Genomic DNA, 16,876 nt, shown 5'->3' on the forward strand with positions numbered 1-16,876 from the left:
GCTGGCAAACACATCGTTTGCGGCGTAAAGTAATACGCACTTTCACGACGGTATTACCGAGGGTTCATGAGCACGACGGTGACGAGCAAGGGGCAGGTGACGATCCCGAAGGCCGTGCGGGACTTCCTTGGCATCGGCCCCGGTAGCCGGGTCGAGTTCCGCCGGGTCGGGGATGGCAGCATCGTCGTCGTGCCCCTGGACGATGCCCGGCCGAAAAGCCGGTTTGCGCGCTTGCGCGGCCAGGCCGGTCAGGGAATGACGACGGACGAGATCATGGCACTGACGCGCGGCGACGATTGAGCATGTTCCTGGTCGACACGAATGTCCTGCTCGACCTCGTGACGGAAGATCCGGTCTGGGCTGCGTGGTCGCAGGCCGAGCTTGAGGCCGCCGCATTGCTTGGTCCCCTCGCGATCAACGATGTCGTCTATGCCGAGCTTTCCGTGCGCTACCGGGATATTGCCGATCTCGATGCGATGGTCGCGCTGGCGGAGCTGGAGCCCTTGCCCATGCCGCGGCAGGCCCTTTTCCTTGCGGGAAAGGCCTTCCAGGCCTATCGCCGGACCGGCGGCAACCGCGTGAGCGTGCTGCCGGATTTCTTCATCGGTGCCCATGCCGCGGTTGCCGGCCTGACCTTGATCACACGGGACGCCGGGCGATACCGGACTTACTTCCCGAGCCTTGCCTTGCATACGCCTGATCCGCCTGAAGGTGGGTAAAACGTCGCAGGTTTGCCGTTCAAGGGTGGTGATTTTCGTCATACCGACGTAGAACCGGCGATCTGAAAAAACACGGCAAGACGGGTGGAGCCCGCGGATGAGGGAGACGGAATGATTCCAGACACGATGGGCTTGACCTTCCTCGCCTTCTGTCTGCCGTTTCTCGGCGCGCTCATCGCGCCGGCGCTCACGCGGCTTCTCGGACACCATGCCGCCTGGCCCCTGGCGCTGGTGCCGGCCGCCGTTTTCCTCCATTTTCTCGGCTTCAACGCGGAAGTGTCGCGCGGCGAGATCGTCACGGGCGGCTATGCCTGGGTGCCGTCCTACAATGTCAGCTTCTCCTGGCTGATCGACGGCCTGTCGCTCGCCTTCCTGCTGCTGATTTCCGGCATCGGCACGCTGATCGTGCTCTATGCGGGCGGTTACCTGAAGGGACATCCGCATCAGGGGCGATTCTTCTCCTTCATCCTGATGTTCATGGGTGCGATGCTCGGCCTCGTCGCCTCCGACAGTTTCCTGATGCTCTTCGTCTTCTGGGAGCTGACCTCGATCACCTCCTTCCTCCTGATCGGCTTCGACCATGCGCGGGAAGCCTCGCGCCGCGCCGCGCTGCAGGCGCTGGTCGTCACCGGCGGGGGCGGGCTTTTCCTTCTGGCGGGACTGCTGCTCCTGTGGAACGTCACGGACGTCACGCAGCTGTCGCTGCTGATGTCCTTTGGCGCGGAGGTGCGGACGAGCCCGTTCTACCTGCCGCTGCTTTTCCTCATTCTCGGCGGCGCCTTCACCAAGTCGGCGCAGTTCCCGTTCCATTTCTGGCTGCCGAACGCCATGGAAGCGCCGACGCCCGTCTCGGCCTATCTGCATTCCGCGACCATGGTGAAGGCCGGCGTCTATCTCCTGATGCGGCTCAATCCCGTGATGGGCGACACGGTCGCCTGGGAGACGATCCTGCCGGCCTTCGGCGGGCTGACGCTGCTCGTCGGCGCGGTGCTCGCCATCCGCCAGACGGATCTCAAGCTGATGCTGGCCTATACGACGGTCGCCTCGCTTGGCCTTCTCGTGATGCTGACCGGCTTCGGCTCGGACCATGCGGTGGCCGCCGCTGCGCTTTATCTCGTCGCCCATTCGCTCTTCAAGGGCGCGCTCTTCATGGTCGCCGGGCTCGTCGACCACGAGACGGGCACGCGCGACATCACGAAACTGGGCGGGCTCAAGCGGGCGATGCCCGTCACCTTCCTCGCCGCGCTGCTTGCCGCGCTCTCCATGGCCGGCTTGCCGCCCTTTTTCGGCTTCCTTGCCAAGGAAGAGATCTATGTGGCGCTCGCCGGCGGCAACCTGCGCCAGATCGCCTTCACCGCCGCGGCCATCATCGGCAACGGCCTGATGTTCGCCGTCGCCTTCGCCGTGGCGCTGAAGCCGTTCCTCGGCGCGCCGGTCGAGACGCCGAAACATGCGCATGAAGGACCGGCCCTCCTTTGGATCGGTCCCATGCTGCTCGCCGTCATGGGGCTGGTCGTCGGTGTCTTCTCCGCGATCACCCATGCCGTGCTGACCTCGCCGCTTGCCTCTGCCATTGCCGGAAAGCAGGAGACGGTCACCATCTCGGCCGTGCCGCATCTCAGCCTCGCACTGGCGCTGTCCGCCGTCACCGTTGCCTTCGGCATTGCCGTCTTCCTCTTCCTCGACAAGGCGCGCGCGATGGCGAACCGGCTGGTCGAGGACATCGGCTGGGGACCGGACCGCGGCTTCGACCAGGCGATGACCGGCCTCGTGCGCGCCGCCACGACGGTCACCCGGCTCGTCCAGCCCGGCCGCATGGAAATCTACATGACGGCGACCTTCGCCGTGATCGCGCTCGCGCTGCTCGTGCCGCCGGCGGTCTATGGCGAATGGCCGCGCCTGCCGGTCTGGCCGGCCGACATGCCGTTCCACGAACTGGCGGTCATGGTGCTCGCCGTCGTCGGCCTCTGCGCCGTCTTGACGGCGAGCAATCGCCTGACGGCCATCGTCGCGCTCGGCATCCAGGGCTTTTGCGTCGCCATGCTCTTCCTGCTCTTCGGCGCGCCGGATCTCGCCTTCGTGCAGTTCATGATCGAGACGCTGTCGGTCGTCATTCTCGCCCTTGTCATGACACGATTGAAGCTGACACCGCGTGACCACCGGCCGCTGAGGGAGAAGATCCCGGATGCCGTGATCGCCATCGCCTGCGGGCTCGGCTTCTCGCTCTATCTCCTCAAGGTCACGCAGGGCCGCTTCGACACGGCGCTCACCGATTTCTTCAACCTCTATTCCAAGACGATCGCCCACGGTGCCAATGTGGTGAACGTCATCATCGTCGATTTCCGCGGCACGGACACGCTGGGCGAGATCGCCGTCGTTATGGTGACGGGCCTGGCGATCCTGTCGATCATCCGCATCCGCAAGGGTGGCAAGGCGGGAGGCAAGGCATGAACACGCTCATCTTCCGCACCGTCGCGCCGTTCCTCACCGCGCTGATGGTGCTGTTCTCGATCTTCGTCTTGCTGCGCGGCCACAACGAACCCGGCGGCGGCTTCACGGGCGGGCTGATCGCGGTCTCCGCGCTTGCGATCTTCGGCATCGCCAACGGTATTGCCGCCGTGCGCAAGGCCCTGTGGTTCCACCCGATGGCGATCTCGGCCTTCGGCCTCTTCATCGCGGCGGTCGCCGGCCTTATGTCGATCTTCTTTGCCGTCCCCTTCATGACCGGGCTCTGGGTCTATCCCGTCATCCTCGGCGTCGAGATCCCGCTCTCCAGCGTCATGCTGTTCGATACCGGCGTCTATCTCGTGGTGGTGGGGGCAATCACCTCCATCGCGCTGGCGCTCGAGACGGAGGACGTGTGATGGAAGTGCCCTTCGTCCTCCTCATCGGCCTGTTCTTCGCCGCCGCCGTCTATCTGATGCTGTCGAAGTTCCTGGTGCGCGTGCTGCTCGGCGTCGTGTTGCTCGGCAATGCGGTGAACCTGCTGCTCTTCACCAATGGCCGCATTCTGCGCGAGGTGCCGCCGATCATTCCCGCCGGCCACGACGTGCCGCAGACGCTCACCGCCAATCCGCTGCCGCAGGCCCTCATCCTGACGGCAATCGTCATTTCCTTTTCCTTCTTCGCCTTCCTGCTGGTGCTCGTCTACCGCGCCTACCAGGACCTCGGCACCGACAACGGTAACGAGATGCGCCTGGCGGAGCCGGAGAACGATCCCCTCCCGCCGACCGGCTACTGACAGGAGCCGCCCCGCCAATGGCCGCTACGCCTACCGATCTCTCCGCAGCCCTCGTCATGACCCCGGTCGCAACCCTCGACTGGCTGGTCGTCCTGCCGCCCGTCTGGTGTATTCTGGCCGGCGCGGTGCTGCTGATGGCCCGCAAGTCGCTGCACCTGCAGGGCTTCCTTGCCGTTCCCGCACTGGCCGTGCTGGTGCTGCTCGATGCGCTGCTGCTCGGCCATGTCCTGGCGAACGGCCCCGTGACGATGGTGATGGGCCGCTGGCTGCCGCCGTTCGGCATCGCGTTCACGGCGGACCTGACAGGCGTGCTCTTTGCCCTCGTGGGCGCCGTCGTGGCGCTTGCGGGCGCCGTGCACGCACTCGGCGATATCGACGGCAGCGGCCTGCGCTACGGCTTCTATCCCTTCCTGCTCCTGCTGATGGCCGGCGTTTCCGGCGCGTTTCTGACCGGCGACATCTTCAACCTCTATGTCTGGTTCGAGGTGCTGCTGATCTCGTCCTTCGGTCTCCTCACGCTCGGCTCGGAGCCGCGGCAGATCGACGGCGCGATCAAATACGCCTTCCTGAACCTCATCGCGACGACGCTGTTCCTCGTCACCACGGGCTATCTCTACGGCATCTTCGGCACGCTCAACATGGCCGACATTGCCACGAAGGCGGCGGCGGGCCGCGCCGAGCTGCCGCTGATGACGCTCGCCATGCTCTATCTCACGGCCTTCGGCATGAAGGCCGCGGCCTTTCCGGTGAATTTCTGGCTGCCGGCCTCCTACCACACGCCGCGCGTCGTGGTGTCGGCGCTGTTCGCCGGCCTGCTCACCAAGGTCGGCATCTATGCGCTGCTGCGCACGCTGATCATGCTCTTTCCCGTCGAGCGGGAGGAACTGAGCTTCGTCATCGCGCTGGCGGGCGCCGCCACCATGATCCTCGGGGCGCTCGGCGCGCTCGGGCAGAGCGACATCCGCCGGCTGCTTGGCTATCTCGTCATCTCGGGCATCGGCGTCATGCTGGCCGGTCTGTCGCTCGGCAGCCCCGGCGGCACGGGCGGGGCGATCTTCTATGCGCTGCACTCCATGGTCGTGATGACGGCGCTCTACATGGCTGCAGGCCTTGCCGGGCGGCTTGCCGGCTCGTTCGATCTCGCCCGTCTCGGCGGGCTCTACACGCGCTCGGCGCTGTTTGCCGCCCTGTCGCTGGTGCTGTTCTTCGCGGTGTCCGGCCTGCCGCCGTTCTCCGGCTTCTGGCCGAAGGTCATGGTGGCGAAGGCGGCGATGGATATCGGCGCCTGGTGGCTGGCGGCGGTGGTCTTCCTCACCGGTTTCCTGACGACCATCGCAGTCGGCCGCGTCTTCCTTCTGGCCTACTGGCGGCCGGCGGGCGGCGCGCTGGCGGATGAGGCCATTCCGGCAAGCGCGCTGCTGCCGCTTGCCGTGCTCACTGCGCTGACGGTGGTCTTCGGCCTCTTTCCCGAGACGCTGCTCTCCACCATCCAGCTGGCCGCGCAGGGGCTGGCCGATCCGCGGGCCTATATCGGCTCGGTCTTTCCGGGGGGGAACTGACATGCGGCCCGCCTTCACCGTCGCCCTCCTGGCGCTGTTATGGCTCGCCGTCTCCGGCAGCTTCACCCTTCCCAATCTCCTGCTCGGCCTTGTCGCCGGTGCGCTGTCGCTCGCGCTGATCCGCGATCATATCCAGCCGGACGGACGGCGCATCCGGCCGCTCAAGCTGCTGTCGCTCGTCCTCCTGTTCATCAAGGAGCTGGCGCTCGCCGCCTGGAAGGTGGCGGTGCTGGTGGCGAGCCCGAAAATGGCGTTGAAACCCGGCATCTTCGCCTTTCCGCTGACAGTCGACCGGGATTTCGAGATCACGCTGCTTGCCAACCTCATCACGCTGACGCCGGGCACGCTTTCCGTCGACGTTTCCGCCGACCGCAAGGTGCTCTATGTGCACGCGCTCGACTGCTCCGATCCCGTCGGCACCCGGCGGGACATCGCCGATGGTTTTGAGAAGAAGATCCTGGAGGCCTTCCGCTGATGGGCGCCGAAACCGTCATCTCCGCCGCCGCGGCCATCGCGCTCTTCCTGATGTGCGCGGCCTTCTTCCTGACGGCCTACCGGGTCGTCAAGGGACCGACATTGCCGGACCGCATCGTCGCGCTCGACATGCTGGTGGCCATCGCCATCGGCTTCATCGCCGTCCTCGCCATCAAGACCGGCTTCAACCTCTATATCGACATCGCCATCGCGCTTGGCCTCGTCGGGTTCCTTGCCACCGTGGCCTTCGCGCGCTTCGTGCTGCGCCAGGGCATGGAGGCGGACGAACCGGCGGCGGGCGGCGAGAGCCCCGCCCGCAAGGGCGTGCGGCAGGGCAAGGCAAGCAGGGCAAGGAGGCGGCGCTGATGCTGGATCTCGTTCTTTCCATCGTCGTCGCCGTCATGCTGGTCGCCGGCGGCATCTTCACCTTCCTGGCGGCCCTCGGCATCGTGCGCCTGCCGGATGTCTATACCCGCATGCACGCCGCCTCGAAGGCGGGAACGGTCGGCTCCGGCCTGATGCTCTTTGCCGCCGGCATCCATTCCCTCGACGCGGCGATCTTCACGCGCGCGCTCGCCGGCTTCATCTTCTTCGTGCTGACCGCGCCGATCGCCGCCCACCTCATCGCCAGGGCGGCGCACGAGGCGGGATATCGCTTCTCGCGCCATGCGGTGCTTGACGAGATGCGCGACGCGCGCGAACGCGGCAACAAGAAGCGTTGATAAAGGGTTGAGAAGCAAACCCCGAGAAATTGTACTATCCACCAATTTTTAGTGGTTTCTATTTCACCTCAAAGATTCCAATGTTATTTCTCTAAAATAATACTGGACAACGAATTGCGGAATGATATTCCAAGTGAAGTAAAGCATTCGGGTTGATTTAGCTTGCATGCGGTTTTCCTGTTTAAGTTGAGTTCGGACCGTATTTATGCCCGCGGGGTATATGTCTCGGAAAGAGCCGGCATGTGACGCGGCGACCGCTGTAGTGGAAGTTATATCGACAGAAATGTCTGCATTTCCGCCGGCGAGCATTATTCTGCCACAGGATCGCCCGACAAAGACGCTTTACGCCGAATTCATTGTTCAGGCCGGTGGATAGGGCCATCGACCTTCGTGTTGTCCGACAGGAGAAAGAAATGACCGAAACAACCCTTGGCGCCGGCTCCAATCTGCTTGTGGAACTGACTGCCGATATCGTCGCTGCCTATGTCGGCAACCATGTCGTTCCGGTTGCAGAACTGCCGGGTCTGATCGCCGACGTGCATGCCGCACTCAACAACACGACGCAGCCCGCTGCCGCCGTGGAAGTGCCCGTTGTCGCCGAAAAGCCGAAGCCGCCGGTTCCGGTGAAGAAGTCCGTGCAGAACGACTACATCATCTGCCTGGAGGACGGCCAGAAGTTCAAGTCGCTGAAGCGCCACCTGATGACGCATTACGGCATGACCCCGGAAGAGTACCGCGAGAAGTGGGACCTGCCGGCAGATTACCCGATGGTCGCGCCCGCCTATGCCGAGGCCCGTTCGCGCCTCGCCAAGGAAATGGGCCTCGGCCAGCGCCGCAAGGGCAAGTAAGTCTCGCATCCATCCATGCGAATCGAAGGCCGGTCCCGAAAGGGGCCGGCCTTCTGCGTTTATGGCCTGTCTGGCTACGCATCGGAACCAGATGTGAAGGAAAAAATGCCTAGGTGAGGACATCAGGCATAAATTTGCAAAGAAATTCAATGAGTGGTTGCGCGATTGTGCTTCATTCATCCCCGGTCATCCTCTAGGGTGTATGAATAAATTCCTATAAACGGAGTGGCCAGTCATGCACCAGTTCATCGTTCCCCACCGGCGGGCATCCCTCAAGACCGCATCCGGTCCTGCGCCGGAGATCAAATGCGTCGTGCCCGACGCGCCAGCACCGGTCGTGCCGGCCGGTATCGCCTGCCGCATCGTGCGCCAGCTCGTCCTGGAAATGATGGCCATGGCGGGCGACCGGGCGCTCTGGCGGCGGGACAGCCGGCGCTCCGCCTGCCATGTGCGCCAGATCGCCATGTATGTCTGCCACGTCGTGCTGCGGCTGCCCCAGGCCGATATCGGCGCCGCCTTCGGGCGCGACCGGACGACGGTCGGCCATGCCTGCAATGTGGTGGAAGACCGCCGCGACGATGCCGCCTTCGATGCCTTCGTCTCGGCGGTCGAGCGCGTCGTGCAGTCGGTCTTCGGCCCGGCGGGGATCGGCAGCCATGGGTGAGGGGGCGGTGGTGGACGATGCCGCGCTTGCAAGGCTCCTGCGCTTTCTGCTGGTGGCCGGTGGGGCAAAGGTGACGGAGGACGAAGCGCTTGCCGCCGACGGGCGCCGGCAGCGACTTGCCCCGACGCTTCTGGCCGAGGCGGTGCGCCGCGGGCTGGTGCGGCGCGAGGGCGACTGTGCCTTTGCGGCGGCGGAGGCGCGCGCCTATCTCAGGCGCCGGCTCTGCACGGCCGGAACACCCTTTGCCGAACAGCACCGCGACATGACCGAGGTGACGGTGCTGCGTGACGGGATGCGGGAGCGGGCGCTCGCCAACCGGCTGGAATCGCCGCTTGCGAGCCTGACACGGCTGAAGGAGAAGACGGGCGAGGCCTTCCTGCCGGAGACGGCCTTTGCCGCCGGGGAAAGGCTGCATGCGGATTTCACCCGCGGCGGCCTGCAGCCGCGGTTGACCATGGCGTGGGAGCCGCGCATCGCGGGCCGCCAGAAAGGCGAGGCGGGCGCGGCGCGCGAGCTCACCGATACCGCGCTTGCCGCGCGCCTGCGGGTCGCGCGCGCCATTGCGGCGATCGGCCCGGAGCTGTCCGGCGTCGCGCTCGATGTCTGTTGCTTCATGAAGGGACTGGAGACCGTGGAGCGCGAGCGGCAATGGCCCGCCCGCTCCGCCAAACTCATGCTGCGCGCCGCCCTGATGGCGCTCGCCCGCCACTATGCCCCGCCGGTCCCGGCCGGGCGGCGGTCGCATGCCTGGGGTGCGCAAGGCTATCGGCCGGAACTGCCGGGATGAAGGCCGCCCGCCGCGGCGTGTTGGCGGGCCGCGCGGTGCCTAGAGCATTTCCAGCCGAAGCGAAATCGCTTCGGCGTCGGATAATGCGGTAAAAACAAGAATCCGGGCCATTTCCGGTGAGCCTGAGTTCACCGGAAATGGCCTAGGCCGCCACCCGTACGGCGGCTTCTTCCCGTATGCGCCGCACCATCGAGCGCAGACCGTTGGCGCGCTGGGAGGAGAGGTGCTCGACGAGGCCGATGGCGTTGAAGGTGTCGATCGCATCGAGCGCGGCGATCTCGGAGGCGCGCTTGCCGGAATAGATGGCGAGCACGATGGCGACGAGGCCGCGCACGATGTGGGCGTCCGAATCGCCTTCGAAGGTCATCATAGGATCGGCGCCCGCATCTGCCTTGCTGACGAGCCAGACTTGGCTGGCGCAGCCCTGCACCTTGTTGGCGGCGGTGCGCTGTTCCTCCGGCAGGTCCGGCAGCGCCTTGCCCAGCTCGATCACATAGCGGTAGCGGTCCTCCCACTCCTCGAGGAAGGCGAAGTCGTCGATGATCTCTTGCAGCGTGGCCATGGTTCTTCCGTATGCGGGGACTGCCTTCATATAGGCGAGCCGGCCCGGAATTTGAACCGGAAAGCGTGCGGACAAAAAGAAACGCCGTAGGGAACGGGTCCATACGGCGGTTGCAGGGCAACGAGTGAGGCAGGCAGAAAAACGGTCACGCGAGGTCCGGGCGGGAAAAGGCGGCCTGTTCCGGACATGCGGGAAATGGGTGGCGGTATCAGCCCTTGTGGTCGGGGCGGCGGGTCGGGATGGCAACGGTGCCGGTGATGACCTCGTCGTCGGCATCGATCGTGGCAACGGCCGGAAGCGGCTGGTCGAGCGCTTCTTCGGCGGCCGGATCGGCCTTGGCGACGGCGGTGCCTTCTTCGGCGAACTGGGTGTCGAGGAACTGATAGGCGATGCGGGCGCCTTCACGGGCCCGGTGGCCGAGGGCGACGAAGGTCTCGGCGCCCTTTTCGCAGACGTCCGGCTTTTCGAGGCACATCGCCGTTACATAATGCAGCGCTTCGCTGGCGGCGGTGAACGTGTCGCCGATCTCGACCGTCGGGCCCTTTTCCAGCTTGGCGGAGGATTCCGCGTCCAGGAAGGGGAGCAGGACGAGAACCATTGAGAACCAGAACGTTCCCTTGATCAGAAACCACATCGCTTGCCATCCTCGTTATCGCCTCGGCTCTTTGCGGCCTTCGGCTTGTTTGGTCCTTGGCGAACCGTTGATGCGAGAATAGGGGCGGGAAGGAAATTCCCCTTTGAAAGAATCATTCGGGTTTTGCCCAGTTTTGATTAAAATGCGATCTATCTCGCCTTTCCCGGCACTTTAAACGCATTTGAGGCAGATTTTAGCGATCGCCGTTAAGGATCGTGGCGGGCAGCGCGGCAGCAAGGCGCCGGAATGCCGGGAGGGGCCTTTCCCGCCCTTTGCCCCAGAAGTTAATATGAACAGAAAAATGCCGCAAAATGAGGCGCTTACGCCCCGTTAACCACGCCGGACGAATGGCCGTTGGATTGCCCCGAAATGGGACTTTTGGGCCTTTTTGCCCCGCTTTCCGGCCCCGTCGTTTATTCTTTCCTTAAGTCGCCGATGCGATTTTGGGCTCACCAAAAGAACATAAACGGCAGGGTTTTGCGTTGCGCCAATTGACCACCATCGCTGACAGAATGGCAGCCCGCCTGGGCGCCGTTGCTGGCGTTGCTGGCGCACCTTCTGCCGATCAGCGTCCGTCCGCGTCGCTGCGCGCCACCACGCTGGCGCTGCTGGCGGCCGTTCCCGGCCTGCCGCTTGCCCTCTCCGCCGTCATGCCCGCCTCCGCCGCGCTGCCCGCCGGTGTGGCGCTGGCCGGTGCCGGCGCGCTGCTGGCGGCCGCGGCCGCCTCGACCTTCAAGGAAAAGCCGGCACTGCAGAAAACCTTCGCCGAGGAGCTGGCCGCCGCCGCGCCGCCGGCCGCCTCTCCTTATGATCTCTTCGCCGGCCTTGTGACGCTGCACGATGCGCGTGGCTTTGTCACGGCGGTGCACGGCCGCGACCGCGCCGACATGCTTGCCTGGATGCGCGACCCTGCCGGCCGCGGCTATCTCGACCAGATCCATGTCTCCGACCGGATCGGCTTCCTCGCGGCGATCGACCGTCTGCGCCAGGGCGGCACGCGCGAAACGGTGGACGTGCGCATCGACCGCGCGCGCATCGAGGCCGATGCCGAGCAGTTCACCCATATGCGCGTGGAAATGACGGCGCTTGCCGGCGCGGACGGCACGCTTGCTGTCGTCGTCGCCCAGTCGCGCGACATTTCCGACGAGGCGAAGCTGCGCGGCGAGAGCGCCCGCAAGGCCGCCGAAGCCGAATCGGCCAACGATGCCAAGACGCGGTTCCTTGCGGCCGTCAGCCACGAGCTGCGTACGCCGCTGAACGCCATCCTCGGCTTTTCCGACATCCTCGCCGGCGAATATTTCGGCAAGCTGCAGAACGACCGGCAGCGCGAATACGTCACGCTGATCCATCAGTCGGGCTCGCATCTCCTGTCGGTCGTCAACACGATGCTCGACGTCTCGAAGATCGAGGCGGGCCGCTACGAGCTCCTCACCGAGCCCTTCCTCGTCGCCGACAGCGTCCGGGCCTGCGAGCAGATGCTCGGCCTCCAGGCGCGCGAGAAGGGCATCAAGCTGACGAGCCGGGTGCCGCGCGCCATCGGCGAGGCCATCGCCGACCAGCGGGCGATCCAGCAGGTGCTCATCAACCTCGTCGGCAACGCGATCAAGTTCACCGACCGCGGCGGCATCGTCACCATCGATGCAGCACGCGAGGGCAGGGACCTCATCCTGACCGTCAGCGATACCGGCATTGGCATTCCCGCCGACAAGCTGGCGCTGATCGGCCAGCCCTTCATGCAGGTGCAGAACGAATATACCCGCAAATACGAAGGCACCGGCCTCGGCCTGTCGCTGGTCAAGGGTCTCGTGGCGCTGCATGGCGGCAGCTTCGTCATCCAGAGCCGGCCGGGCGAGGGCACGGTCATCACCGTACGCGTGCCGGCGGACGGCTCGGGCGTCGCGCCGGATGGCGAGCCGCGCACCGGAACTGCATCCACCGTCGAATTTCCGCCGCGCCTTGCGGCTGTAGTCGAGACGGTTTACGAGCCGTCGCGAGATGGCAAGGACACGAACGATGAACGCGCACGTCAGAAGACAGCCTGAGCGGCGGCCCCAGGGCCAGGCCCGCAAGGGCCGGTCCGGCACACGCGTGGAGCCGCGCCGGCCGAATATCGTCATCACCGGGCTCGTGGCGCTCGGCGGCCTTGCCGCGCGCCATCCGACCGTGGTGGGCGGCACCTGCGCCTTCCTCGTTGTTTTCTCCTTCGTCGCCGCCAATGCGCTGTGGTACCAGCCGGGCGGGCATCCGGCGCCGTTCCTGAAGATGCGCTCTGCCGACAATTCCCTCGGTTTCACGGCCACCCAGCCCGAACCGCACGACGTGACGACCTTCGTCATCGAACGCGCTGAGGAGGGTGAACCCTTGCCCGAGGTCACCGACGTGACGCCGGCCGAGCGGCCCTTCGACGAGGTGGCCAAGGTCATCGAGAGCAAACCCGCCAGGACGCAGACGCAGGCGGAAGTCGAGGAGGACCCGGTCGCGGCGGCCATCATGCGGGCCGAGGCAGAAGCCGATCCGGCCGTGACCTCCGCCGTCGCGCGGCCTGTGCCGAGCGATCTGGTGATGAAGATCCAGAAGGGCCTCAGCAACATCGCCTATACGGATATCGCCGTGGACGGGCTGATCGGCGAGAAGACCCGCACGGCGATCCGCCACTTCGAAAAGCACTACCGCCTGCCGGTCACCGGCGAACCGAACGAGCAGGTTCTGGCCAAGCTGAAGGACATCGGCGCGCTCTGAGCCGCGTCGTGCATGCGACCAAAGTCGTATGCCTTGACTGATACATCTACCGGTTGTTTTTAAAGGATGCGTTAACCATGTCTGCCCGATGATCCGTCGATCACCGGGAGGATTGTCGAACCATGTCCAACGCTGCCTTGCGTGAGACTGCGCATATCTGGGAAGAGGACGAGAGGCCGGCGCCAGCCGATGGGGCTGCGCTGCGGCGGGTCGTCGGGTCGCTGGCCGCCGAAGCCTCGGACCTCGGCCTGCATCTCGTCGATATCGCCGGCTCCATCCAGGACACCGCCGCCCAGTCGCGCGAGCACGCGGCACTCTTCACCCGGCTGACCCAGTCGGCGACGGCGATCGCCAGCGCCAATGGCGACATTGCCCGCTCGCTCGGCGAGACGGACCAGCTGGCCGCGAGCGCCCGCCGCGTGCTGGGCGAGCAGGCGGTGCAGCTCGACGGCTCGATCGCCGCCATCGACCACATGGTGACGGCCTCCAACGAGATCGGCACGGAAATCTCGGCCTTTTCCGGCGCGCTTGCCGATGTCGGCCGGCTGGCCGACGCCATCGGCACCATCGCCCGGCAGACGAACCTTCTGGCGCTGAACGCGGCCATCGAGGCGGCGCGCGCGGGTGAGGCGGGCAAGGGTTTCGCGGTCGTGGCGGCGGAGGTGCGGGCGCTGTCGCTCGAGACCTCCAGCACGACCGCCTCCATCCAGAAGACGCTGCAGGAACTGCGCGCCCGCATCGACCGGCTGGAGGCGGCGGGCGAGGGCGCGCGTGTTTCCGCCGAGGGCGTCAAGGTGACGGCGTCCGAGGTCCAGGGCTCCTTTGCCGGCGTCGAACAGGTCATGTCGAAGATCCTCGACAGCGCCTCGGCGCTTGCCGCGACGACGGGTGCGGTGGACCGGGAATGCAGCGATTTCGCCCGCTCGATCGGTGCGGCCTCGGCCGAGATCATCCGCTCCAACGGGACGCTGCAGGGCGCGTCCGGCAAGGTCGGCGAGGTGGTGGCGATTTCCGAGCGCATCATCCAGGCGACGGCGAGCGCGGGGATCGAGACGCCGGACAGCCCCTACATCCGCCTCGTGCAGCAACTGGCCGACAAGGTCTCGGCGCGCTTTTCGGCCGCCATCCGCAGCGGCGAGATGGGCATGGAGGCTCTGTTCGACCGGCAGTACCGGCCGATCCCTGGCACCGACCCGGTGCAGATGACGACGCGCTTCACCGATTTCACCGACCGCGTTCTGCCCGATATCCAGGAGCCGGCGGTGGCCGCGGACGGCCGCATCGCCTTCTGCGCGGTGATCGACGACCAGGGATACCTGCCGACGCACAACCGAAAATTCTCCGAAGCGCAACGGCCGGGCGATCCGGCCTGGAACACCGCCAACTGCCGCAATCGCCGGATCTTCAACGACCGGGTGGGGCTTGCCGCCGGGCGCAGCACCGAACCCTTCCTCGTGCAGACCTATCGCCGCGATATGGGCGGCGGCCAGTTCGTGCTGATGAAGGACATCTCCGCCCCCATAGCCGTCAACGGCCGCCACTGGGGCGGGCTGCGGCTGGCGATCCGCGTGTGAGGTGCGGCTTTTCCCGGCGGCCCTGATGCGGGGCTCGCCAGCCTTCGCCATTGCCCCGCCGCGCCGTGCCGTGTATGCCGCGGCCATGCGCCTTCGCTCCGATATCTTCGTGTCCGCCCTGATGCGCCGCGTCTTCGCCCGCGGCGATTTTGCGGCTGTCGAGGTGAAGGGCGCGGAGGAGGCGGGGGCGGTGTTTGTGCGGCAGGTGTTCCGCGACGGGACGGAGAGCCTGTATGGGCCGGCGCCGCAGAGTGTCTTCGAGGCCGAGGAGAGCGGGCTCCGGCGCTTCGAGGCGCGGCTGGAGCGTGTCGAGGCGGCGGCCGTTGCCGATGCACTGGCGCGGGAGCGGCGCTTTGACGGCGATCTCTGGGTCGTGTCGATCGAGGCGGACGCGCTCGGCGATCTCATCGAATTCGCAGGAGCCGAGCCGAAGGACGACGGGTTCTTCCGACGTTAAGCCTGCGGGCGGAAACCGGCCGTGCCGATCCGGGTGAAACGGATTTTTTGCAGGAAGTGCGGTATGGCGGTTCCGGCGGGCAGGCCCCTCGCATGCGCTGGAACCCTCCCGAAAACGAGACGTATCCCGCCGTTCGACAGGCGGCGGGGCTGCCACAGGACGTGGCCATGCCGATGACGGGCGCCGGAAAGACATGAGCAAATACGACATTCTCGAGGATCGGACATCGACCCTCGTCGCACGCGAGGCGGAAAGCCAGTGGATCGTCGCGCCCGGCATTTCCATAACCACGGCCGGCCTTGCCGTCGATGCGGGCGGGGCTTTCGCCGGACGCATGCTCGTCGTCGACGGAACGGTCCGCTCCACGGCGGGACATGCCGTCGTGCTCGGGGCTGGCACGCTGGGGAGCGACGCCGGGACCGTCGCGATCAAGGCGAACGGGGTGTTTTCCGCGGCGCTGACCGGCCTTTCCGCGAGCGGCGGCGGGCTTGTCTTTTCCAACCAGGGCACGCTTTCAGGCGATGCGGCGGCCGGCCATTTCAGCGGAGCGGGCGCCAGCATCACCAATCGGGGCTCCGTGCTGTCCTCCGGTGGGACCGGGCTGAAGGTGGCGGGCGGCGAGGCGCTGGTCACCAACCACGGCACCGTGAAAAGCGCAGGCGATGCCGTCACGGTCTCGGGCGCCAAGGCGATCATCACCAATTACGGGTTCATCCAGTCGACGGCCGATGACGGCATTCGCAGCGCCGGCCTCGCGGCGATCGTGACCAACAGCGGCACGCTGGACGCCTACCGCAACGGGCTGACGGTGTCGGGCGCGGGCGCCGTCGTCACCAACAACGGCAAGGTCCTTTCGCGTGCCGACGAGGGCGTGGTGATCACTGGCGCCAATGCGGTGGTGGCGAACAACGGTACGATTTCCGCGGTGAAGGGCGGCATCCGGCTCGACGGGGCAAAGGTCAATTTCGCCAATCACAAGGCGATAACGGCAACGGCCGGCGAGGCTGTCGATATCGGCGGCGCGCACGCGCAGGTGATGAACAACGGCACGCTGAAGGGCGCAGCCGGCATCTTCAGCGACGGGGCCAGCGCGACGGTGACGAACAACGGCACGATCACGGCGACGAAGGGTATTGCGGTCGCCCTCCTCGGCAAGGGGCTCAACACCTTCGCCAACAATGGGTCGCTGAAGGCAGAGGGCCTGGCGCTGAAGGGCGGCAGCGGCAGCGAGATCGTCACCAATAACGGTACGATCCGCGGTTCGGTGGATCTCGGCGCGGGCAACGACACGTTCGACACGCGCGGCGGCAAGGTGACCGGCACGGTGGCGGGCGGCAAGGGGAACGACACCTATATCGTCGGGGATGCCCGGCTGAAGCTCGTCGAGAAGGCGGGCGGTGGCACCGATACGGTGCAGTCCACCATCAGCTACACGCTCGGCGCCAATCTCGAAAAGCTCATCCTGCTCGGCAAGGCCGGCATGAGCGGCACGGGCAACGGGCTTGCCAATGTGCTCATCGGCAACAGCGGCGCAAACACGCTCTCGGGTGGCGGCGGCAACGACATTCTCGACGGCGGCAAGGGCAACGACACGCTCATCGGCGGCAGCGGGAAGGATGTCTTCCTGTTCGCCAAGGGGACCGGGCGTGACAGGGTGGCGGATTTCACGCCGGGCACGGACCGGGTGGATTTTTCCGGCCATGCCGAAATCACCGGCTTTGACGACCTGATGACGAACCATGCCGTTCAGCGCGGCGACGACGTGGTGATCCGTGCCGGCAACGACATGCTGACGCTGGAGCACGTTGCGCTGCGCGCGCTCGACAAGGGCGACTTCCTGTTCTGAGGGCCTGTTCCCGCGGGAACATCGCAGCGGCGCGGCGCGTGGGAAAAGGG

At 66.0% G+C, this 16,876-nt stretch carries 19 protein-coding genes; 17 read left to right on the plus strand and 2 right to left on the minus strand.

Translation table 11 applies throughout. The features are described from left to right. Positions 1 to 66: 66 nt before the first annotated feature. From EXZ48_RS05765 to EXZ48_RS05820, 12 genes are all read left to right on the plus strand, one after another. Positions 67 to 300 (plus strand): AbrB/MazE/SpoVT family DNA-binding domain-containing protein, encoded by a 234-nt coding sequence (locus tag EXZ48_RS05765; RefSeq protein ID WP_023512956.1) that lies wholly within the window; start codon positions 67 to 69, stop codon positions 298 to 300. 2 nt (positions 301 to 302) lie between these two features. Beyond that, positions 303 to 719 (plus strand): type II toxin-antitoxin system VapC family toxin, encoded by a 417-nt coding sequence (locus EXZ48_RS05770; protein ID WP_023512955.1) that lies wholly within the window; start codon positions 303 to 305, stop codon positions 717 to 719. 111 nt (positions 720 to 830) lie between these two features. Further along, positions 831 to 3,170 carry a putative monovalent cation/H+ antiporter subunit A gene (locus EXZ48_RS05775; RefSeq protein WP_245461957.1) on the plus strand — a complete coding sequence of 780 codons (2,340 nt, stop codon included), beginning with the start codon at positions 831 to 833 and terminating at the stop codon, positions 3,168 to 3,170. Then, positions 3,167 to 3,583 carry a Na(+)/H(+) antiporter subunit B gene (locus tag EXZ48_RS05780; RefSeq protein ID WP_023516525.1) on the plus strand — a complete coding sequence of 139 codons (417 nt, stop codon included), beginning with the start codon at positions 3,167 to 3,169 and terminating at the stop codon, positions 3,581 to 3,583. Before EXZ48_RS05775 ends, EXZ48_RS05780 begins: the two co-directional genes overlap by 4 nt. Then, on the plus strand, positions 3,583 to 3,960 hold the full coding sequence (locus tag EXZ48_RS05785; RefSeq protein ID WP_050743537.1) for a Na+/H+ antiporter subunit C: 378 nt from the start codon (positions 3,583 to 3,585) through the stop codon (positions 3,958 to 3,960). Before EXZ48_RS05780 ends, EXZ48_RS05785 begins: the two co-directional genes overlap by 1 nt. 17 nt (positions 3,961 to 3,977) lie before the next feature. Further along, complete coding sequence (locus tag EXZ48_RS05790) at positions 3,978 to 5,519, plus strand: Na+/H+ antiporter subunit D (protein ID WP_130514783.1); 1,542 nt, start codon at positions 3,978 to 3,980, stop codon at positions 5,517 to 5,519. Between the two features lies 1 nt (position 5,520). Next, complete coding sequence (locus tag EXZ48_RS05795) at positions 5,521 to 5,994, plus strand: Na+/H+ antiporter subunit E (RefSeq protein WP_130514785.1); 474 nt, start codon at positions 5,521 to 5,523, stop codon at positions 5,992 to 5,994. Continuing rightward, positions 5,994 to 6,359 carry a cation:proton antiporter gene (locus EXZ48_RS05800; protein WP_130514787.1) on the plus strand — a complete coding sequence of 122 codons (366 nt, stop codon included), beginning with the start codon at positions 5,994 to 5,996 and terminating at the stop codon, positions 6,357 to 6,359. The genes EXZ48_RS05795 and EXZ48_RS05800 overlap by 1 nt, the downstream gene beginning before the upstream one ends. After that, on the plus strand, positions 6,359 to 6,715 hold the full coding sequence (mnhG, locus tag EXZ48_RS05805; protein ID WP_023516530.1) for a monovalent cation/H(+) antiporter subunit G: 357 nt from the start codon (positions 6,359 to 6,361) through the stop codon (positions 6,713 to 6,715). The genes EXZ48_RS05800 and mnhG overlap by 1 nt, the downstream gene beginning before the upstream one ends. 413 nt (positions 6,716 to 7,128) lie before the next feature. Continuing rightward, entirely contained in the window at positions 7,129 to 7,563 is a 435-nt protein-coding gene (locus EXZ48_RS05810; RefSeq protein WP_024270260.1) for a MucR family transcriptional regulator, read from the plus strand. 235 nt (positions 7,564 to 7,798) lie between these two features. After that, positions 7,799 to 8,227, plus strand: a complete 429-nt coding sequence (locus tag EXZ48_RS05815) for a helix-turn-helix domain-containing protein (RefSeq protein ID WP_165909287.1) — start codon at positions 7,799 to 7,801, stop codon at positions 8,225 to 8,227. After that, positions 8,220 to 9,014, plus strand: a complete 795-nt coding sequence (locus tag EXZ48_RS05820; protein ID WP_130514789.1) for a DUF6456 domain-containing protein — start codon at positions 8,220 to 8,222, stop codon at positions 9,012 to 9,014. Before EXZ48_RS05815 ends, EXZ48_RS05820 begins: the two co-directional genes overlap by 8 nt. A gap of 142 nt (positions 9,015 to 9,156) precedes the next feature. On the opposite strand, the gene EXZ48_RS05825 is transcribed toward EXZ48_RS05820, so the two are convergent. Together EXZ48_RS05825 and EXZ48_RS05830 are read right to left on the minus strand one after the other, a co-directional pair. Beyond that, a complete protein-coding gene (locus EXZ48_RS05825) occupies positions 9,157 to 9,576 on the minus strand; it encodes a SufE family protein (RefSeq protein ID WP_023516683.1) in 420 nt (139 codons plus the stop codon). 208 nt (positions 9,577 to 9,784) lie between these two features. Then, a complete protein-coding gene (locus EXZ48_RS05830) occupies positions 9,785 to 10,210 on the minus strand; it encodes a DUF5330 domain-containing protein (protein WP_024270257.1) in 426 nt (141 codons plus the stop codon). 512 nt (positions 10,211 to 10,722) lie between these two features. Between EXZ48_RS05830 and EXZ48_RS05835 the strand changes: the two genes are divergently transcribed. From EXZ48_RS05835 to EXZ48_RS05855, 5 genes are all read left to right on the plus strand, one after another. Further along, positions 10,723 to 12,252 (plus strand): HAMP domain-containing sensor histidine kinase, encoded by a 1,530-nt coding sequence (locus EXZ48_RS05835; RefSeq protein ID WP_130514791.1) that lies wholly within the window; start codon positions 10,723 to 10,725, stop codon positions 12,250 to 12,252. Continuing rightward, positions 12,224 to 12,949: a peptidoglycan-binding domain-containing protein gene (locus EXZ48_RS05840; RefSeq protein WP_130514793.1), complete on the plus strand. Its 726-nt coding sequence runs from the start codon at positions 12,224 to 12,226 to the stop codon at positions 12,947 to 12,949. Before EXZ48_RS05835 ends, EXZ48_RS05840 begins: the two co-directional genes overlap by 29 nt. Before the next feature lie 122 nt (positions 12,950 to 13,071). Continuing rightward, positions 13,072 to 14,523 (plus strand): methyl-accepting chemotaxis protein, encoded by a 1,452-nt coding sequence (locus tag EXZ48_RS05845; RefSeq protein WP_130514795.1) that lies wholly within the window; start codon positions 13,072 to 13,074, stop codon positions 14,521 to 14,523. Positions 14,524 to 14,608: 85 nt separating this feature from the next. Beyond that, positions 14,609 to 14,980 carry a DUF1491 family protein gene (locus tag EXZ48_RS05850; RefSeq protein WP_130515143.1) on the plus strand — a complete coding sequence of 124 codons (372 nt, stop codon included), beginning with the start codon at positions 14,609 to 14,611 and terminating at the stop codon, positions 14,978 to 14,980. A gap of 193 nt (positions 14,981 to 15,173) precedes the next feature. Continuing rightward, positions 15,174 to 16,826, plus strand: coding sequence for a calcium-binding protein (locus tag EXZ48_RS05855; RefSeq protein WP_130514797.1), 1,653 nt, complete (start codon positions 15,174 to 15,176; stop codon positions 16,824 to 16,826). The last annotated feature ends 50 nt before the right edge of the window (positions 16,827 to 16,876 follow it).

Source organism: Shinella sp. JR1-6, assembly GCF_004284735.1.
In the GTDB taxonomy this organism is placed as follows: Bacteria; Pseudomonadota; Alphaproteobacteria; order Rhizobiales; family Rhizobiaceae; genus Shinella.